Source organism: Paenibacillus sp. SYP-B3998 (assembly GCF_010820665.1).
Taxonomy (GTDB): Bacteria; Bacillota; Bacilli; order Paenibacillales; family NBRC-103111; genus Paenibacillus_E.
The window spans coordinates 826931-849698 of the sequence record NZ_JAAIKC010000001.1 but is presented as its reverse complement, the minus strand read 5'-3'; the positions used below and the strand labels follow the sequence as shown (position 1 = coordinate 849698).

Below are 22768 nucleotides of genomic sequence, written 5' to 3'. Positions count from 1 at the left end.
CCCTAATAGTCTCTGTTATTTCTTCATCATCGATAGGGCCAATTTTTCAATGCGTCGATTGATTTTGGTAAAAAAACCTTCATCCCCAATAGAAATCGGCTGAACGAGGATCGTATAGAGCCCCATGCGATTCCCGCCTAACACATCAGTTAACATTTGGTCGCCGATAACAGCCGTCTGCCTTGCATTCGTTCCAAGCAATTGCATGGCTTTGTGAAAGGAGACATTGGCAGGCTTCTTGGCTCGGTGAATGAACGGAATGCCCAGCGGCTTAGCGAAGGCGGAGACTCGTCCATGGTTATTGTTGGACACAATCACAACCTTGAAGCCCAATTGCTGCACACGTTTCAACCACTCAATGAGCTCAGGAGTCGCCTGCGGATCGCGAGCCCCTACAAGCGTATTATCAAGGTCTGTAATAATGCCACGAATGCCGAATCCCCATAGATGATCGGCATCAATATCATAAATCGTTTTCACGGACTGTCTAGGCACGAGCTTTTTCAGCAAACCAATTCCCTCCAACTGCTTCCTCGACATATACGTGAAACTATACCATAGTGACCCGTTTGTTGCAAAAAGAAAAGAACGTATTTTCCCACTAGGAACGCGCTGGAAGCGGCAGCCAGCGTAGCACATTTTGTATTTTCCGATCCCAATAGCCCCAATCATGGTTACCTGATTCTTCCTCATAGGTCAATTCAATGGAAAGTTTGCGAAGATGGTCCCGAAATCGCAAGTTATCTTCATACAGAAAATCTTCGGTTCCGCAGCATTGGAACAAGTGAGGAGCTGGTTTTTTGCTCGACACTAAGTGATCAGCTAACGCAAATAAATCGTTCTCACTGCCTTCAATCCGGTTTAGTTCCCCGAAAATCAACTTAAAATCTTCCATAAGAGCCTGTTCTCTGGCGAAGCGGTCTATGTCAAGCGCACCCGACAAACTCGCTGCTGCTGCAAAGCGGTCAGGATGCGAAAGCGCGAGCTTCATCGCGCCATATCCACCCATGGACAAACCAGCGACAAAATTCCGTTCTCTTTCCTCCGCCAATGGGAAGAACGATCTAGCAAGTGCAGGCAGCTCTTCACTAATGAAAGTCCAATACTTAGATCCCAAAGCCATATCCGTGTAAAAACTGCGATTAACCGCTGGCATGACAACCGCAATACCTAACTCCGAAGCATACCTCTCGATCGAGGTGTTCCGCATCCATATCGTATGGTCATCTGACAAACCATGAAGAAGAAACAAGGTGGGATGCTTACTCCCCCGTGTTTGGGATGCCATCCCGATTTGACTGTGAGCTGCTTGCGGTAAAATGACGTGCATGGATGCAGAAACGCCCAAGGCCTCCGAGTAAAAATGACAGTCGATAAATGCCATGATTTATTTTCTCCTCTCATAGGGAAAACCACCCCCTTTGTGGCGAGTGGTTTCTCAGCCTATTTCATTTGTTCTTTTAATTTGATTACCGCCTGTGTCACCTGCAAATATTCCTGTTCTGTAGAACTGACTTGGCTATACTTTGCACGCTCGAACAGTAAAAGTACCATTTCTAGCTCTTGCTTCATCCACTTGCTTTGTTTGGACCACCGATTCGTTGCTTCACGCATCGTTTCGTGTTCAAGTCGTGTATACCCCTTGCGCCTGCTTAGTCGAAGCAGCTTCTCGAACTCCACAATAATTTTCTGGTTAAAATTAATTGCATGGGCTTGTTTGCGACGCGTTCTCCAAGCTTTCCACGAAGCGGTTCTAATGAGTAAGATACATGCTGAACTCATAACAGCAAGCAGGAAGAATCCAGCTAACGTCAACCACAGCCACGTGTAACTCGGGGTAACTTCCGTCTCAACACGAACGGCCGGGAGCGGGCTGCTCGCGGGAGCATTCGCCGGCTCCACCTTAGTTTCAGGAAATAGTGTCGGCAGCTTGAAGCCTGAGGTTGGTTCAAAAGCAATCCATCCGTATCCCTCAAAGTAAACTTCGACCCAAGAGTGGGCGTCCGAGTTCCTGACCGTATAGGTGCCCGCTCCATCCACATCAAATTCAGAACCAAACTGACTCATGATGCCATGTTCTCTGATTTGTTCAGGAATTGGAGAAGCACCTGACGAATATCCTTTGACCCAACGAGCCGGAAGTCCAATCGAACGAGTTAGTACAGTCATAGATGTAGAATAATAATCACAATAACCCTGTTTAATTTCAAACAAAAATCGGTCTACAAAGTCTTTGCTCTTTCCTTTACTCTCATCAGGGGTATTCGTATAAGGATAGTGTTCTGCCAAATATTTTTCAATAAGCTTCGCCTTGTCATAACCGTTGTTAGCTGATTTTGTAATTTCTATAGCTAATTGTTTAACGCGTTCAGGCAATTCTGCAGGCAATTGTAGATATTCATTCCACTCCGGCTGTTTCACGAAGTCTGACTTCGTTTCACGCAAGCCCGGCACATCGACAATCGGCTCTTGCGTAATGATTTTATATGCTTTGGGATAATTCTCTTTATCAATGAAACGAAGTTCTGCCTGACGCGGGGACCATAGCAATTGTTGAAAAGGATTTTCGCCCTTATTTATTTCTTCAATTTTATCAATCGCAAATCCGCCGAACAAGACTGGGAATACCTCATCTCTGTTCATGACAACGCTTTGGGTAACCTCTTTGGTCGTTAGAAGGGACTGATCGAGTCTTCGATCTTTCTGTAGCACGTTCTCATTGACTTTCATGAGCTGAAGCTTCTTCTCGGCAGGGCTAAGCTCCCAACCTTTTCCATTATAAAGAGATCTAGTCTCACCGCGAAAGTAGGTCCGTTTGGTCGTATCCACGGTCATCACAGGCGTATAGTCGTACCGAAAGCTCCCACCTAGCTTGCTATCATCTCGGCTATAGCCTGACGAAGCGTCCGCAGTCGATGCAGAGGTACTGATGCCTTTGCCTAGTAAAGGAACAGACTCACCACGACTTATCTTCCACGCGGTATATGGGTCTGTTAGAATGGGGTCCACCGTAGGTGAAATCACGCCAACGGTTAAGGTAACGACAACAATGAGTAGAATCGGTACGCCAATAGAAGCTGGATATTCAATAATCGTCTCCCAAATCATAGGTGCTCGCTGCCTCAAATTCGTAAAATGGCGCATCATCAAGAGAGAGAAGCCGCAGAACAAGACGATAGCGACCTGCTGCCATAAGAAGATGATGCTAAACGAATCGCGAATGGCGAAAAATAGAACACTAGCGACCATCAGCACGAAAATACGAAATTTGGACTCCACGGCCCACATGACGAATAAATAGACCATCCACGCAGAAAAACTAAACCAAATATACGGTTCTATCTGGCTAACGTTAAGCGTTACCCATTTCAATATATCCTTCCAACTATGAAACGTTACCTGAGTAAACGTGTAACCAAGCGCAAAACCATGAAGGATAATAATCAGCATAAATTGAATCGCCGTTCGCCCCGTTTGATTGAAATAGGGCACCATGTAGGTAATCACGACGATCCATAATGTTGCACTAACCAAGGATGCTGTCTGCGGCAGCCAGAGTCCATCTTCCTTTTGAATCCAGAGTACAAATTGAAACAGAAATAATCCGGTAATTATAGCTGTCATACGGTGTGGCCAATCGGCAAGCAACACTCTTTTCCAAATAGCGTTACGCATATCGCCTCGTCCCTCCCAACAAGTTAGAGAGTTCAGAAAGCTGCCCCACTTCGTACCCCATAAATCCTTGAGCGCGAATCTGCTTAATCCAATCTTCTTGCCCACTAGAAGGCTCAACGGTTTGCCCTTTGAACAGCCCCGTCGGTGATCCATGAACCCAAATATGGCATGGATTCATCTGAAGATGTTCAAGGTGGTGCAGCATCTGCAGCATGAGCGCTCCCCTTTGCGGAGAAACTAATACAAAAAAACAGCCAGCTGGTAATTGACGAGAGCGCTCTTTCATGATCTGATTCAGAGAATGATAGCCGTCCGCCTCTACACTGACTAAATGATTCATAATCTGCTTATGATGGTTCTGACTTTGTTTCGGTTCTAAGTAAGTCGATTCCTTACCAACGGACAACAAGCCCAGCGCAAGTTCTCGACTGGAAGCATATCGAAACAACGAAGCCGCAACTGATACAGCTAGCTCGAATTCCGCCGCATCCTGATAAGCGCGATCCGTACGATCTAATAATATAATCGTCTTGGGAAGAGATTCGCGTTCGAATTCTTTGGATTTCCACGTGCCCGTTTTAGCTGTTGCATTCCAATGAATACGAGACAAGCGATCCCCGTAGATGTACTCACGAACGCCGTTGATTTGTGTCGTCTCACGGTGTGCGCGTGTCGTCGTGGAATGATGCTGCATCCCTTTTAACATTTGATGAAACTGAGTCCATTCTCGTATGGGTACTGTTTGAGGGTAAACCGTTATCTGCTGTTGGAGCTCTAAACGACCTTTGTGTTGAAAAAAACCGAAAATATCTTCCGTTAAGCATTCGGTTGCACCAAATCGATAAGACCCTCTTCGTAATGGCAGGGTGCTGTAAAGCAATTCACCTCTTCGCTTCCAATCCGGCACAAGAGACCCTTCGAACACCGTTTCTTCCCCGTTCTGACGAATAAGCTTATCTCTAATCATCATGTAAGGAATTGGCCAAAAGCCTGGAATCTGCACCTGAATACCAATCTGAAGGGAATGGCCAGCTTCAAGATTCGCGTCCTGATGCGTGTTAGGCAGCCTGCGCACACCATGGGTCCGCTTGACGCCGCTCCAATTACCCAAAATCAAGTATACGGATAATAGCGTAATAATAATAAACAGCATGGAAGCCAGCTTCCCACCTTGAAACAAAAGGAAAAACAGACTGCCTATCAGGCAGGAAGCAAGCATCCAGAAAGCTGCCGGAACCCTGGAGAGCTCCCCAAATCGCTTCAAGAACAGACGATTCATGCGGCTCACTTCTCCAATCGGACTGGCACACGCACCTGCTCGAAGATCGATCCCAGAACAGAGGTGACAGTTGCTCCATCCAGCCGAGCTTCCGAATGAAGAATCATTCGGTGCCCAAGGACGTATTGAGCCAGATATTTAATATCATCTGGAATGACATAATCCCTTCCATTAATGAAGGCGTAAGCCTTCGCGGCGTGAACGAGCGAGAGTGTTGCCCGTGGGCTAGCTCCAAGGAAGACAGCCTTGTGTTCTCTGGTCTTTCTTGAAATTGTAAGCAAATAATCGGCAACTGCTTCATCCAAATGTACACGACGAACTCGGTCTTGAACGACCAGCACTTGATCTGTATCCATAACAGCTTGCAGAGATTCAATGGGGTGCGCTTTGCTCTGTGAGGCAATCATCTGCTTCTCCGCTGCTTCATTCGGATAGCCGAGACTGAGCTTAATCATGAAGCGATCAAGCTGTGCTTCCGGCAGGATATAAGTGCCTTCGAAATCAATCGGATTTTGAGTGGCAAGCATCAGAAAGGGAGAAGGAAGCTCATATAAATCGCCATCTACAGTGATATGCTGCTCCTCCATCGCTTCTAACAAGGCTGATTGCGTCTTCGTTGTAGCTCGATTAATTTCATCGACAAGTAAAATGTTCGTCATAATGGGGCCCGAGCGGAACAAAAACTTCTCTTCTTTGGGATGATATATAGAAACACCTGTAATATCGGAAGGCAATAGATCCGGATTGCACTGAATACGGCGAAATTGACCGTCTATGGAACGCGCTAAAGCTTTAATTAAAACCGTTTTACCTGTTCCTGGCACATCTTCAAGCAGAACGTGCCCGCCGGCTAGCATCGCGGTAAGCAATAATTCAATCTCTGAGCTCTTGCCCAGAATACAAGATTCCAAATTGGCTTTCAGTTTCGCTAGAGCCTCTACGTGATGTTGGGTTGTCGTTTCCATGTCTGATCCTCCTCAGCGTTTTCCTCAGGGAAAACTATCGTCTCAACTATTTTCGTAAGCGCTTGCCAATAAAGCTAAAATAATCCTGAATTCACACGAAAAGGCTAGCAATCTTTAGAAAATATAGGTAAACGAGCGTAAATCTAGTTTACAGGAAAGTTTTTCGTCCGTATACTTGTAAATTCTCTAAATTTATTTGTTAAATATAACCATTTTCCGCGATCCATTCTTAATAAGCTATAGACGCAAGACAAGCCTCATCGGTTTCATCCGAAGAGGCTTGTCTTGCGAGCGAACTTTATTACAGTGGTCGTCAACCCTTGGGTTTGACGATCACCGCCGCCAAAAACGAGAAAATAATAGCCGACGAAATACCCGCGCTTGTTACTTTAAATATACCGGTTATAATGCCGATAGCGCCGTCCTTGTGCAATTCCTCGATCGCTCCGTGCACAAGCGCGTTGCCAAAGCTAGTAATCGGCACAGTTGCGCCAGCACCGGCGAATTCAATGAAAGGCTCATACAGGTTACAGCCATCCGCTATCGCCCCAAGAACAACAAGTATGCTCATGGTATGGGCTGGCGTTAGTTTGCCTACATCCATAAGCAATTGACCGAATACACAAATCGCTCCTCCGATAAGAAAAGCCCATACGAAACTCATGCGTACAACCCTCCAGACTCTATAGAAACAGCATGCGCGATGCAGGGAATACTCTCACCCTGTTGGAAAGAAAGTGGTGAAAGGAGCGCACCTGTCGCAACGACAAGAATTCGTTTCAGTTCTCCCTTCTTCATCCGTTTTAACAGATGTCCATAGGTAACCGCTGCCGAACACCCACACCCGCTTCCGCCCGCTTGCACAGATTGCTTGTCCCGATCGAAAATGAGTAAGCCGCAATCGTCAAATTGGGTCTGTTCAATTGGAAACTGGTGTTTTTTGAACAGTTCATTCGCAATGTCATGCCCGACTGTCGCAAGATCCCCGGTCACGATCAGATCGTAGTAGCCAGGCTCTCTGCCTAAATCTCGGCAGTGCGCTTGGATGGTATCTACAGCTGCCGGAGCCATGGCGGCCCCCATATTAAACGGATCCTTGATCCCCATATCGACAATCCGACCGATCGTGGCCGAGGTGACAACCGGACCGTCACCCGATTTCCCGAGCACGGCGACGCCAGCGCCAGTGACTGTGTACTGCGCCGTCGGCGGCTTCTGGGACCCGTATTCCGTTGGATAACGGAACTGCTTCTCCGCCGTGCAGTTGTGACTGCATGTGCCCGCCATCACATACTTGGCGGCGCCCGAATCAAGCAGTTGCGCGGCAAGCGCCAGCCCCTCCATAGACGTGGAGCAAGCGCCGAATATGCCGAGATAAGGCATATTCAGCGTGCGCGCAGCGAACGTATTCGAGATGATCTGGTTCATCAGATCGCCTCCGATGTAGAACTGGATCTGCCCTCCGGTCAACCCAGCATTGTCGAGGGCGCGCTGCGCTGCCTCTTCGAGCAGCGCCTTCTCCGCCTTTTCCCACGTTTTTTGACCTATGGTCAAATCCCCGTGAACGATATCAAAATCCTCACTGATGGGCCCCTCTGCCTCATCAGGACCAACGACTGTTCCCGTCGCCAAGATGACGGGTCGATTCTCAAAGATCCAGCTCTGATGCCCCTTCAGCATACGCTCAACCTCCTCCCATAATGATGAGACGAACAAGACCGACGATAAAAGCGGCAACCGTTCCGAATACGATCACGGAGCCTGCGAGCTTAAACATATTGCCCCCTACCCCAAGCACCAAACCCTCGGCGCGATGCTCGATCGCAGCTGAGGCTAAGGAATTGGCAAATCCGGTCACAGGAACCCCCGTTCCTGCCCCTGCCCATTGCGAGATTTTATCGTAAACGCCCAGGCTTGTTAAAAGAACGGAAATAAAAATCAACACGGCAACCGTTGGATTCCCCGCCGTCTTCTCGGTGAAACCAAACCAGTGGATGAACATCTTCATCAAGCATTCACCAATCAAACAGATGAATCCGCCAACTAGAAACGCGCGTATACAGTTTTGCAAAACAGGCCTTTTCGGCTCCATTTCCTTAGCTAACTTCTGATACTCCTGTTGTGTCATTGTCATGTTTTTTTTCTTGTTATTGGCCATACAATCCCTCCTGCCGATCAGTGTCTACGTTCGAAGAATGGTGCTTAGTTCTTTGATCACTTTCTGCATCGCCTCTGAGCATGCGCTGTACATTTGTTTCGCCTCAGGACGCATTGTTGACAGCGAGAACAGTTCAAGATCTGCTTCACATTTTTTCAAGGTGGCTAGCAGCAACGGCTTTTGACTTGGCTCAGGTACTTTAAGCTTATCATCGTAGAGATCAACGGTTAGTTCTCCATGCGTGTCCACTTGAGCAAGAAACACATTTTCCTTCGTAACCCCTATTTTATCCAACTCCTCATGAAGCCAGCCACGTCCTTTGCCCGCAGCGGCTAGAAATTCATCTTGGATAGCTCCATCCATAATGACGGCTTGCGCAGGCTTGTCAGCGACAAGCTTCAATCCGATATGCTTCGGCGTTAGAGGCTGATACTCGCTTTTGAGCAGCACGCTTATATCCCCTGTTGACTCCAGCATAGCAAACTCAACGTCCGCCACTCGGAACACGCTTTTGGTACGAAGCTGCTCTAGCAGCTCATCTGCTGTGTAACGTTCTTTTTTCAAATTGTCTTCGAGGATCTTCCCATCCTTGATGAAAACGGTACCCTTGCCTTCGAACCATTGGCGTAAAGTCTTGCTTTTGAGTGCGAAAAGTTCTAGAGAAAGGGGTATAAGACACCAAACAAGGATAGCTATGAAGCCATGAAAAAAATTACTTTCCACATCTGTCGATATGACTCCAGCCAAGTCCCCTAGCGTAATACCAATGATATATTCGAAAAAAGTAAGTTGGGATATTTGTTTTTTCCCCAGAATTCTCGTTAACACAAAAAGAGTAGCTAGCGCCCCTAACGATCTAACGACAATATGTAACCAGTCCGGCATTATTTTTACCTCCCTGCCTTTTGCTCCAAACAAAATCATTATGTGCTTTTTTTGAAACAACTATCACCATTCCTCCATGGATTTAATTGGTAATTATGGAGAATGCATTAATGGGCATATTAATGAGCGCCAATACTCTTTATTAAGCGAAGTCATCTTGCGCTTTGCGTATTGCAAAACGAATGATGCCAGGAGGTGAATATCTTGACTGTATCCGCACAAGTAAAAACAACGTTGGCTTCTTTAAAAAGCGCTCAAGCGAATTTGGAAACCTTCGCCCTGAGCACGCAAAATCAAGAAGCCAAACAACTTTTTGAAACGGCTGCCAAATCCACACAAGACATTGTGGATCAAGTCGCTTCGCGTGTTTCACAATTGGAAAATGAAGAACCCCAATATAAGGGTTTCTAATTGAATGATTCAAAAACAGCCTACTGCGATTTCAAGATTCGCAGTAGGCTGTTTTGTTTCATAGCCCTATGATGAATAACAAGCTTAATAACATAAACAAAATTAAAACAAGCAGCACGAATTGCTCTTTTGCCATCAAGGCCGTCCTCATTCCTCTGTGATTTTCCTTCTTCTTACTCCAAAGCTTGCCCAGAAGCTTTGCGCAGCTCGTTAGCCAATCGGTGAAACTCGGCTCTCGCTTCCAGGTCTTGTGTCGCATTGTAAGCTGCTGATAAGAAAGCAATAATCGTATTTGCATCCTGCGCACTTATCATGAAGGCCCTTCCTCCCTCTTGCGTTATTTCCCTGTCCAGTAATCAAAAGTCAGCAAGCTATTTTTAAAAAAAGAATAGGGGATATAGCCATAGCCCTTGTCTCCCCAATCCTTGCCCCATGAGTTTCGAACAATGATTACGCCCTGCCCCTTTTGTTTGCCGTCTTGGTATCCAACTGCAAGTAAGGCATGACCACCTAGCAACTGCTCTTTTTTACGGTTAGGATAAGGGATTCTCCCTGTTCTTGTAGCTACCGCGCCTTCGAATGATTCGTACAGCCAGATGCCAAACACGACAGGGTGACCATCAGCAAGCGCTGCTTTAATCCCGGCAAGATCGTAAATTCGATGATAGGCAGCAATGCGAAATGTACCCGCAGTCGATTCCGCAACTTGATCCGGCTTTACCTTATATCTGGCAGTCCGATAGGGCCAGTCTTCTTCGGAACAAACGCCAATCTTCTGCAGCACCTTCATCCCGTCTCGAACCGTAGCGCCTGAATCGCGGTTTACTGTTCCTTCAAGCTTTCTCTCATGCCAATAATGGAACAAACGAGATAAACGCATGGACGAATTTCTTTCCTTGCGCAGCCAATACTCGCGTAATCCACTCACGATGGCATTCGATGTGCAGGAGCCCAGTTGACCTTGGTTCACAATCGGAGATAGTTGACTCCGCAGATCGACTTTACGCGGCAGTTGTTGCTCCCTGATATAGTTCACACTTCGATAAAAATAATCGCGAAAATCACGCTTATCGCGCTTTACGTTGTATGTTCTCATACGGGGCTCCTCCCCCAAAATATAACTAAATCCTATACGCATCCACTAGCGTAGTATCCAGTGTATTCAACCATGGGCAGGTTCGTGCAAACCTTCCCGAACGATATAAGCTACAAAAAAGCGTATACCCATCAAAAGGTATATACGCTTATGGATAATCTTTGGGCTAAGAATATGCCCATTACAATCAAAAAAACCAACCGCAATTGGCTGGTTCAATGGCTACTGATGTGCTTTTATTTTGATGAAAAGCTCCGCAAGTGTCGTTTGCTCTTCCGAAGTAAGCGATTGTGTAATGCGCTGAACGAAACATTCGCAATGTTGGGGAAAATGCTCCATCAATCGATGCGCCTCGTCAGTGGGAGAAATAATGAAGCTTCTCCGATCACATGGATCGAGCTTCCGCTCGATAAAGCTCTTTTGTTCGAGGCTGTCTAATAGCCTTGTTAGCGTACTCAAGGAGACTGCAGGTAATTGCTGTGCAATTTCTTTGACAACTATGGGACCTCGCAGCCGAAGAATGTACAAGACATTGAATTCATGACGAGAAAGCTCGGCGCTGCACGCAAAGCTGTATTGATATTGCTGGAGGGATTGCCCCATGGTGATAAGAAACTCCCTGATGATTTCCGCTTGCTGTTGCTCCGTTCGCAGCGACATAATGACAGCCCTTTCTTACCCTTGTTTGAATTCAAATTACTAGAAGTTGTTTCATAAGTCAATGGGTGTAACTAACTTAATGAAACATTGGACGAGCAAGGATGTAGAACGGACTGAAAAATTCATATTCGTAAACGATTATGATAGAATACGAGAAAGAATGCAAGAGGAAAGGATGGTTGTATCGTATGCAAGTAATTGAAATATTAAAACAGCGAAGAGCGGTAAGAAATTATGAACCACGCGAAGTGGAGGATAGCAAAATCGAATCGCTACTTGAGGCAGCTGTTTGGTCTCCAAATGACCGACTGCGCGAACCTTGGCACTTTTATGTCATTCGCGGGGAAGCCAAATCCAGATACGAGCAACTAGCCAAACAATTTCTTGAAGAGCGTTTCCCAACGAAACCTAATCTCGTAAAAGACTCGCTGCTTGTGTTAGAAAACACACCGCTCGTTATCGTTGTCACAGCGGACATCATACCTGGCGATGAAGCCTCATCCGAAGACAATGAATATGCTGCCGCTTGCGCGATTCATTCCATGTGGCTTACCGCGCAAGAGTTGGGACTAGGTCTCGTTTGGCGAACACGCGGCATCGGACTGGTTCGTGATAATAGATTATATCAATTCCTAGGCTCTCCCGAAAATAAAAAAATTATCGGTACCGTATTTGTCGGGTATCCTTCCGCGGAAACACCATCGACTCCACGAACGTGCTACCAGGAAAAAACAACCTATTTGTAGATATAATGAACTAGGCAGCCCTGAATGAATCTCTTCAGGTTGTACGTCTATTGGTTGCTAGGTAAGAAAATTGATATTAGCATCAGTTATACTCTGTTTTTAATTGGAATTATCAAGTATACATCTACCGTTTCACCGGAGACACACTTTGACGCCTAACTAGGTGACAATAGGGTGTCTTTTTCATTTCAAGCAAGAGCTGAACTTGCTTCCTTTAAACCTCCATAAACACGCAATATTGGATATTCGAGATTCTGATGGAATATGAGCTGCAAAGCTACGAATTCCTTCCACAATTACCTGATCTTTACCTTTTTGCGTAAGACTCGTCATCACCTAAAAAAAATACAAATAAAACTAAAAACTGTGGCGTACCTGCGATGAAGACGGAACGCTATAATGAAATCAAGTTAAATGGAAGCACTTACAAAACAGAGAAAGGAGGTCCGCTTGACCATGAGCCTACTTCGCAAAATCGCCCTCGGGATCGATTCATGGATGGAGTCAGCAGCCCTAATTGGCTTGCTCTGCATGATTCTCATCGTTACCACACAGGTACTTACTCGGAAGCTGTTTCATTTCGTTTTCTTCTGGTCCGAAGAAGTCACGATGCTGCTATTGATCTGGTTCTCCTTCATGGGAATCGCCATCGGATTTCGCGAGAAGCTTCATCTAGGGATCGACTCTTTTACTCAAAAGCTTCCAGCTTCGGTTAACAAAGCCCTCGATACAATTATCGAAGCGGTAATCCTTGCCTTCGGTGCTTACCTGGTCTACTACGGCTGGGGTTTCACCGTCATGATGAATGATTCGGAACTTCCCGCAACTGGATGGCCTAACAGTATCTTGTATGCCATTATGCCGCTAACCGGCATAATGACCTGCGTTTACTCCCTCTTGCAGCTGTTCGGTATCGAAACGAAGCGGCACCACCACATTCAGGAAGGAAGTAGTGAATAAATGGACCCGACGATAGCGATCCTCATCCTCTGCCTCACATTCGCTCTTCTGATCGTGCTGCGCTTTCCGATCTCCCTAGCCTTAGCTGCCTCTGCGCTGCTGACTGTCCTTTACTTGAAAGTTCCGCTTGCGACTATCGGACAGACAATGATTCAAGGGATGAATTCCTATTCGCTCCTCACCATCCCCTTCTTTATTCTGGCGGGCCAAATCATGGGGGAAGGACAAATGGCGCTTCGTCTCATCAATCTGGCTCAGGTCATTGTCGGCGGCATTCGCGGAGGTCTGGCAATGGTCAACTGCGTGGCCTGCATGTTCTTCGGCAATATCTCGGGATCAGCCATCGCAGATGTTTCCTCTATCGGTTCCGTTATGATTCCAATGATGAAGAAGAAAGGGTACGATACCGACTACGCTGTCGGCGTCACCGTATCTGCAGCGATTCAAGGTGTTGTTGTGCCTCCCAGCCACAACCTTGTCTTATATTCCTTGGCCGCCGGCGGCGGAATTTCGATTACATCGCTATTCCTTGCAGGCATTGTCCCAGGCTTGATCTTGTGCGTTTCCCTTATGATTACCAGCTATTTCATCGCAATCAAGCGCGGTTACACCAAGAGCGAGCCTGTTCCTATTCGAGAAATCCCAAAAATTGTCCGCGACGGACTCCTTTCACTTATGACTGCTGTCATTATTCTGGGCGGTATTTTCAGCGGCTGGTTTACTGCAACTGAGAGCGGCGCTTTAGCATGCTTATACGCATTCATTCTCACATTCATCATCTACAGAGATATCCCCATAAGCCGGATGTGGATTATTCTGAAGCGCACCTTCCGTACCGTAGCCATGGTTCTCTTCCTCATTGCCGCATCGGCTGCCTTCAGCTGGGTGCTCGCTTTCCTGAAAGTACCCGCCATGCTGACCGATTGGATGCTAGGCATCACCGACAGTCCGTTCATCATACTGCTCATTATTAACGTACTCTTGCTCTTGCTCGGCGCGCCGATGGATATGGCTCCACTCATCTTGATCATGACGCCCATTCTGCTCCCGGTTGTGACCACTCTGGGCATGGATCCTGTTCACTTCGGCATTATTATGATGTTAAACTTAGGCATTGGCTTGCTGACACCCCCCGTAGGAACCGTCTTATTCGTAGGCTCTGCGATTGGCAATATTTCCATATCCGCAGGTACGAAGGCCATGATACCATTCTTTTATGTCATGTGCGTTGTTCTGATGATTCTGACCTATGTGCCTGGGCTTGTCATGTGGCTGCCTAATTTAATGAAATAACTTCTTTTTGACTATATGATGCGCTTTTTCATTCCTATTTTGATAAAAAGGGTGAACCGACAAGATGAAAACGAAAAAACGATATGTAACCATCATAACCGCAATGATTAGCAGCAGCTTTTTGCTTGCCGCTTGCGGCGGAGGCACAACGACAACGAATGCTGGAGATAAAAGCGGCCCAACGGCTGCACCGTCGGCCACAGCCATAACAAAAGCCAATGGTCCCAAACTCAGCTTCCGTCTCGCGGAGACGCATCCAGCTGATTATCCGACAACGCTAGGAGATAAGAGGTTCGCTGAACTCGTCAATCAAGCATCTGACGGACGGATCAAAATCGATGTGTACCCCGCCTCTCAATTAGGCGAAGAGAAAGCCGTGATCGAGCAGGTGCAGCTTGGCGCCATTGAATTTACCCGTGTCAGCACCGGGGCGCTTGGCGGCTTCAACAAGCAGTATGAGGTATTCAGCCTGCCCTATCTTTTCGACAATGACGAACATCAGTGGAGATTCCTCGAGAGCGAGCAAGGAACGAAGCTGCTGGATAGCTTAGAGGCCTCTCGCATGAAGGGACTTGCTTACTACAGCTCTGGAGCGCGTCATTTTTACTCAAAAAAACCTGTCAAAAGCATCACTGACCTGAAAGGGCTCAAAATTCGAGTCATTCAAAACAAAGTCAACATTGATCTGATGAACGCGCTTGGCGCCAATGCGACGCCGATGCCATACGGGGATGTTTTTAACGCTTTACAAACTGGCATCATCGATGCGGCGGAGAACAACTACCCGAGCTATTTTTCGTCGAATCATTTTCAACAGGCTAAACATTTAATTCTGGACCAACATCAACGCGTACCCGAGGTGCTGTTGATCTCAAAAGTCGCCTGGGATAAGCTTTCCGCTGAGGACAAAGCGCTTATCAAGAAAGCTGCGCTCGATTCTGTCAAAACGCAAAAAGAAGAATGGGCCAAATTCGAAAAAGATTCGGAAACGAAAGTACGAGCGGCTGGTGTCACGATTACGGAGGTGAGCGACCTCAAGTCTTGGCAGGAGGCAGTAAAACCCGTGATTGACAAGTACCGAAACGACTACAAAGATACGCTTGAAGCGATTGAAAAAACAAAGAAATAAAAAATGAAGAGGACATGTATAAGGTTAGTAACCTTATTTATGTCCTTTTTCATCCATACGTCCCGCACATTTCCGATATTCTAGCGGCGAGCAGCCAGACAATTTCTTGAACGTATTACTGAAATACGCAATATCCCCATAACCAATCCTTTGGGCAATTTCAGAAACCCGCAGCGACGTTTTGAGCAGCAGCTTCTTGGCTTCTTCCATCCGCATTCCGATCACATAGTCAACGAATTTGCCCCCTGTCTGCTGCTTGAATAGTTGGCTCAAATAACTAGGATTTAAATGGACCAACGCAGCGGCATCCGTCAGTGTTATATCTCGCGCTAGATTCGAACCGATAAAATTCCTCACTTGCTCAATCGCTGACAAACCTTCCCACTCAAAATTAGAGCGTTCAGCTGCACTCCATTCAGAGGCGCTTGCTTTGGCCAGCAACCATCTTCCCAAACAGTCTGCCATCGCCTCCATCTCTACCGGCTTCAACAAGTAATCTTTGACCCCATAGCGTATCGCTTTCTGAGCCAACTGGAAATCATCGTAGCCGCTAACTAGAACCAAGCTAGCAGACATCGATTCCATCTGTTCGGCTAGCGCAATCCCGTCCATGACTGGCATTTTCACATCGGAAATGACCAGATCTACGCTCTGCTGCCCTAAAGTGTCCAAAGCATCCAGTCCATTTGTACATTCTTGCACAATGTCAAAGGGAAGCTTCGTTTGTTCAACAGCTTTACGCAGCACGACTCGTACCCATCTTTCATCATCCACTAGAATTAGTTTGTACATGTTTCTCCACCCCCCTCTTCGTCTTTATACATGCTGAGGGGCAATTTGATTTTCACCAAAGTCCCTGCGTCAGGTTTACTTTCGAGCTCGATACCGAATTCACTTCCGAACAAATACGAAATACGCCGATGAACATTCACGATGCCGATGTGTGAATCCGCCGTTATCATATCTTTTTGCTGTAAATCAATTTGCAGCGATCTCAGTTTAGACGGTGAAATACCAACTCCACTATCCTGCAGTTCCACGACAAATTCGTGCTCACAAAGACGCCTTGCAGTAATCTCAATATGCACAGGTTGATTGCTTATTTCGATGCCATGAATAACACAGTTCTCAACTAACGGCTGCAGCGCGAATTTGGCAATAGCCTGCTCCTTCGCCCATTCAGGAATCGTAAAGATATAGGAAATCCTGTCTTCAAACCGATACTTTTGGATGCGCAAATAGAGCTCACAAATTTGAATTTCCTCGCGTAAAGAAATCGTTGCTGCCGAATGGTTTAAATTGTATCTCAGCAGCTTTCCGAGTGAAGCAACAAGAACAGAAATGTCGGACATCTCTTTTTCTAAAGCCATGCCGCGCACAGTTTCTAACGCATTCATCAGGAAGTGCGGATTTACTTGAGACTGGAGCACTTTCAGCTCTGTTTCTTTTTGTCGCAGTTGAAGATCCGTTTCTCGCAGTTGCGAAACATAAATTTCATCCAGCAGCACCTGAAGTTTATCGACCATCTTGTTAAAATCATTGGTTAATTGACCGATTTCATCCTTCGATTCAATGTCTGCTCTTGCGGAAAAATCGCCTTCTTTAACCCTTTTCATAAAAAATTGCAGTGCCCTCACTGGACGCACGATACTCGCTGCAAAGCCGATGCCAATTAAATATGCGATTACAAGGGTAACAACGACGGTCCACCAGATTGTTTGCCTAATATATTCGGTGCCACGCGTAAGCTCTTTTTCGGGAATCGTCGTGACTAAGCGCCAGTTCAAATAGGAAGAGAGGCTAAAGGTATAAAAGAGTCTATTCCCTGCCTGAGCTTGATACGAGCCTCTTTCCTGCTGCAAGTTCCACCCTAGCTGATCCCAAGGGGCGAGATGTCCAATCTCCGAAAATTCCGGTGAGTAGATGTAGCGGCCATAAGGATCGAGAATCGATAAATACCCCGTTCGGCCCACCGTCACTCTATCTGCTATTTCTTGAATGCGCTTAAAATTCACTTCCATAACCAGTGTAGCCACAGGTTCGAGCGTATTAGGGCTTACCAAGCGTTTCACGATGGAGAGGACAGGCAGGTCTTCAAGCTCATAACGCGCTGAAGGCGGCCTGATGATCAGCATAATATCACTATTGGTTGGCACACTTTGGAACCACGGCTCCTCGATGAGTTGCAACGCAGGTGTCACACTTTTGTTCAGACTTGTATCCAGAACGGTTTGATAGCCCATAATGAGCATGATTCTTGAAATATCTGAACGAGAGTAGGCCGTATCCTTCAATAACTGCATCATCGGCTCCTCAATACCGGAATTCTCCACTTCCTGCTGGCTTGTCATCCTTAAAAACCGCTGCATGGACGGATGGTTCTGCATGCGGATAGAATCAATTTCGAAATCACGAATATAGTATTCGATGTGCAGCTTCACCTGTTCAATAATTTGCTGGTTACTCTGGTTCGCTTCTTCGCGAAGCACTGTCGACGATTTCTGAAATGAAATCATTCCAACCACTAGCAGCGGAATGACAACTAGCATGGCAGAATATACGAGCAGCTTTACCGTGAGCGGACGATCACGCAACAACAAGTTTCTATAGAACGATACCCATGCTCTATGCATTTTTCTACGCAACTGTGTGCAGCCTCCTCCAACAATCATGTAAGCGCATTCAAATGTAACAAGAGCGCTCCGCATATCATTATTGCCTTCAGGGGCCTCCATAAAGATAAACCAGTTGCATGAGCAACTGGTTTAACGCTTAACAAGATCTTCCCGAATTGGCGTGAAGACGTCTAGTAAAGCAGAGGCTTCCAGCGCAGTAACACCATGCTTGGCACCGCTTGGTATGTAAATCGTTTGTCCTTGCTCAATCGTGGTCGTAACACCATCAATCGTAAATTCAATTTTACCCTTTAGACAATAAGACATCTGCTCATGCACATGACTATGTTGATAGCCTTCTGCACCGGGCTCGAAATGAACTTCCATCATCATCAAGCCAACCTCAGCCTTCAAAATGCAGCGCTTAACGCCCGGCTCTGCTGCTTCCCACACCCCAATATTAGACATTAGAGCTTCCCCTTCCTGTTCTCGAACATGTGGTTACAAAAGAAAAGACCATACATTTTTCCTCGCTTGCTCTTTCAGTATAATCGATAAGCACCTATATGAACATATATGAATGAAAATGAACATCTCGATTTGAACAGCAGCGCAAGCCATCTGCACCAGCTAAAAGTTGGTTGATATTGCTGATAGTTTGCAAAAAAAAAGCTGCTCCTCCAGGAACAACTCTCATCCTATCATCAATGACAATTTAATCGCGTTCATCCGGATCCTTCGGGGTGAAGGCATTTTTCACATTATCCATAATTTCCTCGACGGCCTCACTGACCATATCCAAGGCTGTTACATCCTCTTCATCTGGCTGCGTAGGAATCGTATCGTTGCATACGTGATCGAAATAGTGACTTTTATCCATCGTGAATCCCTCCTAATGAAATTACAAATCAATGTAGTTGTTCACCGATCCGTTATCATTTATTCACCTCCTACCGGCCTTTTCAAACAGCCTGCTAAATTCATCTTGATTAAAAGGCATAATTGGAGTAACTTAAACGTATATGAACTTATATAAACTAATTTAAACTTAATCTAAGGAGCGATTTTACATGGATATTCGCTATGCTTCACACCCGAGAGAAGTTAAACAATTCGACACAGACCGTTTGCGGGAAGAGTTTCACATCAATTCGTTGTTTACACCGAATGAAATTAAACTCGTCTACTCCCACGTAGATCGTTTCATCGTAGGCGGCGTTGTGCCCGTTCTCGGACCGCTTCAATTACAAGCAGATAAAAAAGAAATGGCGGCGGATTATTTCCTTGAGCGTCGCGAAATCGGAATCATTAACATTGGCGCCAAAGGGACTGTTACTGTAGATGGAACAGTCTATACGATGGACTCCAAAGACGGCCTTTATATTGGCCTTGGAGCCAAAGAAATTACATTTGCAAGCGATAATGCTGCTGAACCTGCTAAATTTTATTTCAACTCCACACCTGCGCATCAGACTTATCCAACGGTCAAAATCGCGATCAGCGAAGCATCCCCTAACAACCTGGGAAGCATCACTAATTCCAACGAGCGTACGATTTACCGTTACATTCACACCGGCGGCGTGAAAAGCTGTCAACTCGTTATGGGCATGACGCTGTTGAAGCCAGGAAATATGTGGAATACGATGCCTTCACATACACACAACCGTCGGTCTGAAGTTTACTTGTACTTCGATATGCCGGAAGACGGCGTTGTCTTCCACATGATGGGTGAACCGCAAGAAACGCGTCACATCGTCATGCGTAACGAACAAGCGGTTATTTCTCCAAGCTGGTCCATTCATAGCGGCGTAGGAACAAGCAACTACACCTTCATTTGGGGCATGGCTGGCGAAAATCAAATTTTCGAAGATATGGACGCCGTTGCTATGAAAGATTTAAAATAATCCGTATATCATCTTTAGAAACGGATGCGATGAAACCGATGAACCCTTTACGCAGATACGAAACCATTATGGAAGTGCTGCTCGCACAAAAAGAAGTAACCGTCAATGAGCTTAGCGAACGCCTCCAGGTCACGGGTAAAACAATCCGCGAAGACTTGGCGAAGCTCGAAGAAAAAGGACTGCTCGTGCGGGTCCATGGCGGCGCTATGCTCGCCCAAAGCGACCAGCTCGGTATTTTGTCGGCCAAAGAGCCCATCGTCAGGCATGCGGACGAGAAAACGGAAATCGCCCAAATCGCGCTGCGCTACATCGAGCCGCATGATATCATTGCGTTGGATGGCGGCAGCACAACACTGGAGATTGCCCGAAGACTCGACAATCAACCGTTAACCATTGTAACGAACGACCTTTATATCATCTCAGAGCTCGTTCACAAAGATGAAATTAGGCTAGTCGTTCCTGGCGGCTACCGATTACGCAATATGCTCGCAGGGCCAGAAGCCGCGGAATATGTGAGCAAGCTCAACATACAGAAGTCCTTTCTTTCTGCCACCGGCGTACACTTACAGCACGGGTTCACCATCTACACAAGCGATCTCGTTGACTACAAACGAGCTTTAATACAGTCCAGCGCAGCCGTATTTGGCGTCGCCGATCATTACAAATTCGGGCAATGCGCGCTTAGAACATTTGCCTCATTGTCAGAGATTTCGATGATACTAACCGACAGCGCGCTTCCTGCTGAAACAGCCGAACAGTTCCGCCAAGCGGGTGTTCGCTTAGAAACACATTGACATTGATAAAGGAGTGCCTCTCATGAACTTATTTGATTTGGCAGGTAAAGTTGCTCTCGTAACAGGTGCTTCCGGGGGGCTAGGTCAAGCTATGGCCATCGGATTAGCAGAAGCCGGAGCTAAAGTCGTTGCCGTTTCCTCCTCAGAAAGCGTGCAAACCGTAGAAGCGATCCGAGCAATAGGCGGGCAAGCCGAGCTTATCGCCGCTGACCTTAGTAATGAGGATCTTTTGGAGGATGTCGTGAACCAGGCGGTGGGCATCTATGGCCGTGTCGATATTCTCGTGAATAATGCAGGCATTATTCGCCGAACGCCAGCAGCCGATCACGCTCGCCAAGATTGGCACGCGGTTATTGATCTGAACTTGAACTCCGCCTTTTTCCTGTGTCAGCTTGTAGGCCGTCACATGATTGAGCGCGGCAGCGGTAAAATCATCAACATCGCCTCCATGCTAACTTACCAAGGCGGCATCAATGTGCCTGGCTATACGGCAAGCAAGCATGCGATTGCCGGTATTACCAAAGCACTCGCCAATGAGTGGGCTGGAAAAGGCATCCAAATTAATGCCATCGCTCCAGGCTACATGACTACGAACAATACTGCGCCTATTCTGCAAGACGAAAAGCGCACGCAAGCGATTACGGAACGAATTCCAGCGGGCCGTTGGGGCTCGCCTGAAGACTTGAAAGGTCCTGTAGTCTTCTTATCTTCCTCATCCTCTGATTATATGAACGGACATGTGCTCTGCGTGGACGGCGGATGGATGGCGAGATAGATGGGCATCGGTACACTTGCTCATACGGTTGGGAAGCTGCCGCTCGCACAACTGACGGCTAAACTGCACGGTCGCGGAATCGATTTCGTCCAGCTAGCGCCAGGCAAAGCCATTCGTGATATCGACACAAGCCTCGGCAAACTGAGCCCTGCACTGGCCAATCATATTGGCGAGCAGTTCCAACGGAGTGGCGTGCGAATCGGCGTTCTCGGTTGCTACATCAACCCGATTCATCCCGATGCTCAGCAGCGGCGGCAAGAAATCGATCGCTTCAAGGAGCATCTGCGTTATGCTAGAGACTTTGGAACCTCCATCGTCGCTACTGAAACGGGTGATCTGCTTACCTATATAGCGCAAGATCCTCAGCGATACGAGTCGATCGGTTGGTCAATCCTTAAGCAAACCATCGAGGAGCTAGCCGAAGAAGCGGAACGCTGGGGCGTCTTCATCGGACTCGAACCCGTACGTACCCACACACTATCCAGTGTAGAGAAGATGGCAAGGATACTTGAAGAAGTGCCCTCAAGTAATCTGGGCGTTGTTTTCGACCCCGTGAACTTGATTTCTACAGCGGCTATTGAGGCGCAAGACGCTTTCCTAGATCAGGCGTTTGCTGCTTTTGGCAATCGCATCGTACTTGCTCATTTGAAGGATGTCATCGTCAACCATGACCAGCTAGAAGCGGTACGCTCAGGAACTGGTGTATTTCAGACAGCCTCCTTCCTTCATAAGCTTCATCAACATAAACCGGGCATCGATATTTCCTTGGAACAACTGACTGACGAAACGGTCAATGAGACGATCCAGTATGTAAGAAATCTTTTGCCCTAAAAATGGAGAACCCCCTTTCACTCTCATCATCTAATCATGAAGAGGAAACGGGGGTTTTCTTGCTTGACTATTTCTTGATATCAGGCTCTGTCAGAACCTCGTAAGAGTTCCCCAGATAGTTCTGCAGCGCCTTCAAAGCAGCCATACCCACAGCAATATCCTGCTCGCCGCTCCCTCCGCTAACCCCAACCCCGCCAATCACGTTCCCATTCACCACAATTGGAAATCCACCGACGAAGATCGCGAATTTCCCAGGCAACATCGCATGAATGCCAAACGCCTCCCCTGTCGTGGTCGCTGGACCTCCTGGCTGATTGAACAAGTGCGTAGAGCGCTTATGACCGCTCGCTGTAAATGCTTTTGCCATTGCCATATCTGGACTTGTAATGCGCCCTCCGTTCATTCGCTCCAAAGCAATTAAATAGCCGCCATCATCAACGATGCAGATCGTTTCTAATGCATTGGCCTCTCGGGCTGCCTGTATCCCCGCCTCCACCATCATCTTGGCTTCTTCCAGTTCGAGCTTCAAGACGGATTTCATCTGCTTCCTCCCTTATAGTCGAATTGTTCTTTGTTTATCCATATGGCTTTT

26 protein-coding genes are annotated in these 22768 nt (G+C 46.9%); 9 read left to right on the top strand and 17 right to left on the bottom strand.

Annotation, left to right across the window (positions count from 1 at the left end; genetic code table 11):
* Positions 1-15 precede the first annotated feature (15 nt).
* The 9 genes from GK047_RS03760 to GK047_RS03720 form a co-directional block, all read right to left on the bottom strand.
* Positions 16-510 (bottom strand): YqeG family HAD IIIA-type phosphatase, encoded by a 495-nt coding sequence (locus GK047_RS03760; RefSeq protein ID WP_240343750.1) that lies wholly within the window; start codon positions 508-510, stop codon positions 16-18.
* A 91-nt stretch (positions 511-601) separates the two neighbouring features.
* A complete protein-coding gene (locus tag GK047_RS03755; protein WP_163941347.1) occupies positions 602-1384 on the bottom strand; it encodes an alpha/beta hydrolase in 783 nt (260 codons plus the stop codon).
* A gap of 59 nt (positions 1385-1443) precedes the next feature.
* On the bottom strand, positions 1444-3675 hold the full coding sequence (locus tag GK047_RS03750; RefSeq protein ID WP_163941345.1) for a transglutaminase TgpA family protein: 2232 nt from the start codon (positions 3673-3675) through the stop codon (positions 1444-1446).
* A complete protein-coding gene (locus GK047_RS03745; RefSeq protein WP_163941341.1) occupies positions 3668-4954 on the bottom strand; it encodes a DUF58 domain-containing protein in 1287 nt (428 codons plus the stop codon). The genes GK047_RS03750 and GK047_RS03745 overlap by 8 nt, the downstream gene beginning before the upstream one ends.
* A gap of 5 nt (positions 4955-4959) precedes the next feature.
* The gene (locus tag GK047_RS03740; protein WP_163941337.1) at positions 4960-5919 is read right to left on the bottom strand and encodes an AAA family ATPase; all 960 of its coding nucleotides are present in this window, start codon (positions 5917-5919) and stop codon (positions 4960-4962) included.
* Positions 5920-6232: 313 nt separating this feature from the next.
* Positions 6233-6583, bottom strand: a complete 351-nt coding sequence (spoVAE, locus tag GK047_RS03735) for a stage V sporulation protein AE (RefSeq protein ID WP_163941334.1) — start codon at positions 6581-6583, stop codon at positions 6233-6235.
* Entirely contained in the window at positions 6580-7599 is a 1020-nt protein-coding gene (gene spoVAD / locus GK047_RS03730) for a stage V sporulation protein AD (protein ID WP_163943608.1), read from the bottom strand. The genes spoVAE and spoVAD overlap by 4 nt, the downstream gene beginning before the upstream one ends.
* Before the next feature lie 4 nt (positions 7600-7603).
* Positions 7604-8077: a stage V sporulation protein AC gene (gene spoVAC / locus GK047_RS03725; protein WP_163941332.1), complete on the bottom strand. Its 474-nt coding sequence runs from the start codon at positions 8075-8077 to the stop codon at positions 7604-7606.
* A 24-nt stretch (positions 8078-8101) separates the two neighbouring features.
* Positions 8102-8962: a DUF421 domain-containing protein gene (locus GK047_RS03720; RefSeq protein WP_163941330.1), complete on the bottom strand. Its 861-nt coding sequence runs from the start codon at positions 8960-8962 to the stop codon at positions 8102-8104.
* Between the two features lie 204 nt (positions 8963-9166).
* On the opposite strand from GK047_RS03720, the gene GK047_RS03715 reads away from it, so the two are divergent.
* Positions 9167-9373 carry a DUF1657 domain-containing protein gene (locus GK047_RS03715; RefSeq protein ID WP_163941327.1) on the top strand — a complete coding sequence of 69 codons (207 nt, stop codon included), beginning with the start codon at positions 9167-9169 and terminating at the stop codon, positions 9371-9373.
* Positions 9374-9546: 173 nt separating this feature from the next.
* Here the strand turns inward: GK047_RS03715 and GK047_RS03710 are convergent, their stop codons facing one another.
* The 3 genes from GK047_RS03710 to GK047_RS03700 all read right to left on the bottom strand — a co-directional run bounded on the left by GK047_RS03710 (position 9547) and on the right by GK047_RS03700 (position 11129).
* Positions 9547-9687 carry an N-acetylmuramoyl-L-alanine amidase gene (locus GK047_RS03710; RefSeq protein WP_163941324.1) on the bottom strand — a complete coding sequence of 47 codons (141 nt, stop codon included), beginning with the start codon at positions 9685-9687 and terminating at the stop codon, positions 9547-9549.
* A 23-nt stretch (positions 9688-9710) separates the two neighbouring features.
* Entirely contained in the window at positions 9711-10469 is a 759-nt protein-coding gene (locus GK047_RS03705; protein ID WP_163941321.1) for a C1 family peptidase, read from the bottom strand.
* Between the two features lie 222 nt (positions 10470-10691).
* Positions 10692-11129, bottom strand: coding sequence for a MarR family winged helix-turn-helix transcriptional regulator (locus tag GK047_RS03700; protein ID WP_163941317.1), 438 nt, complete (start codon positions 11127-11129; stop codon positions 10692-10694).
* 188 nt (positions 11130-11317) lie between these two features.
* Between GK047_RS03700 and GK047_RS03695 the strand changes: the two genes are divergently transcribed.
* The 4 genes from GK047_RS03695 (at position 11318) to GK047_RS03680 (ending at position 15257) form a co-directional block, all read left to right on the top strand.
* The gene (locus tag GK047_RS03695; RefSeq protein ID WP_163941314.1) at positions 11318-11875 is read left to right on the top strand and encodes a nitroreductase family protein; all 558 of its coding nucleotides are present in this window, start codon (positions 11318-11320) and stop codon (positions 11873-11875) included.
* A 456-nt stretch (positions 11876-12331) separates the two neighbouring features.
* Complete coding sequence (locus tag GK047_RS03690; protein ID WP_163941311.1) at positions 12332-12835, top strand: TRAP transporter small permease; 504 nt, start codon at positions 12332-12334, stop codon at positions 12833-12835.
* A complete protein-coding gene (locus tag GK047_RS03685) occupies positions 12836-14128 on the top strand; it encodes a TRAP transporter large permease (RefSeq protein ID WP_163941308.1) in 1293 nt (430 codons plus the stop codon). It abuts the gene before it with no gap.
* A 64-nt stretch (positions 14129-14192) separates the two neighbouring features.
* Positions 14193-15257, top strand: coding sequence for a TRAP transporter substrate-binding protein (locus GK047_RS03680; RefSeq protein ID WP_163941305.1), 1065 nt, complete (start codon positions 14193-14195; stop codon positions 15255-15257).
* A gap of 33 nt (positions 15258-15290) precedes the next feature.
* On the opposite strand, the gene GK047_RS03675 is transcribed toward GK047_RS03680, so the two are convergent.
* The 4 genes from GK047_RS03675 to GK047_RS03660 all read right to left on the bottom strand — a co-directional run bounded on the left by GK047_RS03675 (position 15291) and on the right by GK047_RS03660 (position 18752).
* Positions 15291-16049: a response regulator transcription factor gene (locus GK047_RS03675; RefSeq protein WP_163941302.1), complete on the bottom strand. Its 759-nt coding sequence runs from the start codon at positions 16047-16049 to the stop codon at positions 15291-15293.
* Positions 16037-17902, bottom strand: a complete 1866-nt coding sequence (locus GK047_RS03670) for a sensor histidine kinase (protein ID WP_163941299.1) — start codon at positions 17900-17902, stop codon at positions 16037-16039. The genes GK047_RS03675 and GK047_RS03670 overlap by 13 nt, the downstream gene beginning before the upstream one ends.
* 120 nt (positions 17903-18022) lie before the next feature.
* A complete protein-coding gene (locus tag GK047_RS03665) occupies positions 18023-18340 on the bottom strand; it encodes a cupin domain-containing protein (protein WP_163941296.1) in 318 nt (105 codons plus the stop codon).
* Between the two features lie 247 nt (positions 18341-18587).
* A complete protein-coding gene (locus GK047_RS03660; RefSeq protein WP_163941293.1) occupies positions 18588-18752 on the bottom strand; it encodes a hypothetical protein in 165 nt (54 codons plus the stop codon).
* Positions 18753-18942: 190 nt separating this feature from the next.
* Here GK047_RS03660 and kduI point away from each other — a divergent pair, with 190 nt between their 5' ends.
* The 4 genes from kduI to GK047_RS03640 are packed head-to-tail and all read left to right on the top strand — an operon-like array spanning position 18943 to position 22176.
* Positions 18943-19776 carry a 5-dehydro-4-deoxy-D-glucuronate isomerase gene (gene kduI, locus GK047_RS03655; RefSeq protein ID WP_163941290.1) on the top strand — a complete coding sequence of 278 codons (834 nt, stop codon included), beginning with the start codon at positions 18943-18945 and terminating at the stop codon, positions 19774-19776.
* A 38-nt stretch (positions 19777-19814) separates the two neighbouring features.
* On the top strand, positions 19815-20570 hold the full coding sequence (locus tag GK047_RS03650; RefSeq protein WP_163943604.1) for a DeoR/GlpR family DNA-binding transcription regulator: 756 nt from the start codon (positions 19815-19817) through the stop codon (positions 20568-20570).
* A 22-nt stretch (positions 20571-20592) separates the two neighbouring features.
* Positions 20593-21345: a 2-dehydro-3-deoxy-D-gluconate 5-dehydrogenase KduD gene (gene kduD, locus GK047_RS03645; RefSeq protein ID WP_163941287.1), complete on the top strand. Its 753-nt coding sequence runs from the start codon at positions 20593-20595 to the stop codon at positions 21343-21345.
* Positions 21346-22176 (top strand): sugar phosphate isomerase/epimerase family protein, encoded by an 831-nt coding sequence (locus tag GK047_RS03640; RefSeq protein ID WP_163941284.1) that lies wholly within the window; start codon positions 21346-21348, stop codon positions 22174-22176.
* Between the two features lie 67 nt (positions 22177-22243).
* Here GK047_RS03640 and GK047_RS03635 read toward each other — a convergent pair whose 3' ends face one another.
* Entirely contained in the window at positions 22244-22717 is a 474-nt protein-coding gene (locus GK047_RS03635; protein WP_163941281.1) for a GlcG/HbpS family heme-binding protein, read from the bottom strand.
* Positions 22718-22768: the final 51 nt, after the last annotated feature.

Bases quoted from the DNA above. Each gene is read 5' to 3' on its own strand.
- spoVAE (WP_163941334.1), bottom strand. From the start codon at position 6,583: ATGAGTTTCGTATGGGCTTTTCTTATCGGAGGAGCGATTTGTGTATTC.
- GK047_RS03665 (WP_163941296.1), bottom strand. From the start codon at position 18,340: ATGTCTAATATTGGGGTGTGGGAAGCAGCAGAGCCGGGCGTTAAGCGC.
- GK047_RS03650 (WP_163943604.1), top strand. From the start codon at position 19,815: ATGAACCCTTTACGCAGATACGAAACCATTATGGAAGTGCTGCTCGCA.
- GK047_RS03710 (WP_163941324.1), bottom strand. From the start codon at position 9,687: ATGATAAGTGCGCAGGATGCAAATACGATTATTGCTTTCTTATCAGCA.
- GK047_RS03720 (WP_163941330.1), bottom strand. From the start codon at position 8,962: ATGCCGGACTGGTTACATATTGTCGTTAGATCGTTAGGGGCGCTAGCT.
- GK047_RS03745 (WP_163941341.1), bottom strand. From the start codon at position 4,954: ATGAATCGTCTGTTCTTGAAGCGATTTGGGGAGCTCTCCAGGGTTCCG.
- GK047_RS03635 (WP_163941281.1), bottom strand. From the start codon at position 22,717: ATGAAATCCGTCTTGAAGCTCGAACTGGAAGAAGCCAAGATGATGGTG.
- GK047_RS03750 (WP_163941345.1), bottom strand. From the start codon at position 3,675: ATGCGTAACGCTATTTGGAAAAGAGTGTTGCTTGCCGATTGGCCACAC.
- GK047_RS03755 (WP_163941347.1), bottom strand. From the start codon at position 1,384: ATGGCATTTATCGACTGTCATTTTTACTCGGAGGCCTTGGGCGTTTCT.
- spoVAD (WP_163943608.1), bottom strand. From the start codon at position 7,599: ATGCTGAAGGGGCATCAGAGCTGGATCTTTGAGAATCGACCCGTCATC.
- GK047_RS03660 (WP_163941293.1), bottom strand. From the start codon at position 18,752: ATGGATAAAAGTCACTATTTCGATCACGTATGCAACGATACGATTCCT.
- GK047_RS03700 (WP_163941317.1), bottom strand. From the start codon at position 11,129: ATGTCGCTGCGAACGGAGCAACAGCAAGCGGAAATCATCAGGGAGTTT.
- GK047_RS03680 (WP_163941305.1), top strand. From the start codon at position 14,193: ATGAAAACGAAAAAACGATATGTAACCATCATAACCGCAATGATTAGC.
- GK047_RS03695 (WP_163941314.1), top strand. From the start codon at position 11,318: ATGCAAGTAATTGAAATATTAAAACAGCGAAGAGCGGTAAGAAATTAT.
- GK047_RS03640 (WP_163941284.1), top strand. From the start codon at position 21,346: ATGGGCATCGGTACACTTGCTCATACGGTTGGGAAGCTGCCGCTCGCA.
- GK047_RS03705 (WP_163941321.1), bottom strand. From the start codon at position 10,469: ATGAGAACATACAACGTAAAGCGCGATAAGCGTGATTTTCGCGATTAT.
- GK047_RS03690 (WP_163941311.1), top strand. From the start codon at position 12,332: ATGAGCCTACTTCGCAAAATCGCCCTCGGGATCGATTCATGGATGGAG.
- GK047_RS03685 (WP_163941308.1), top strand. From the start codon at position 12,836: ATGGACCCGACGATAGCGATCCTCATCCTCTGCCTCACATTCGCTCTT.
- spoVAC (WP_163941332.1), bottom strand. From the start codon at position 8,077: ATGGCCAATAACAAGAAAAAAAACATGACAATGACACAACAGGAGTAT.
- kduD (WP_163941287.1), top strand. From the start codon at position 20,593: ATGAACTTATTTGATTTGGCAGGTAAAGTTGCTCTCGTAACAGGTGCT.
- GK047_RS03675 (WP_163941302.1), bottom strand. From the start codon at position 16,049: ATGTACAAACTAATTCTAGTGGATGATGAAAGATGGGTACGAGTCGTG.
- kduI (WP_163941290.1), top strand. From the start codon at position 18,943: ATGGATATTCGCTATGCTTCACACCCGAGAGAAGTTAAACAATTCGAC.
- GK047_RS03740 (WP_163941337.1), bottom strand. From the start codon at position 5,919: ATGGAAACGACAACCCAACATCACGTAGAGGCTCTAGCGAAACTGAAA.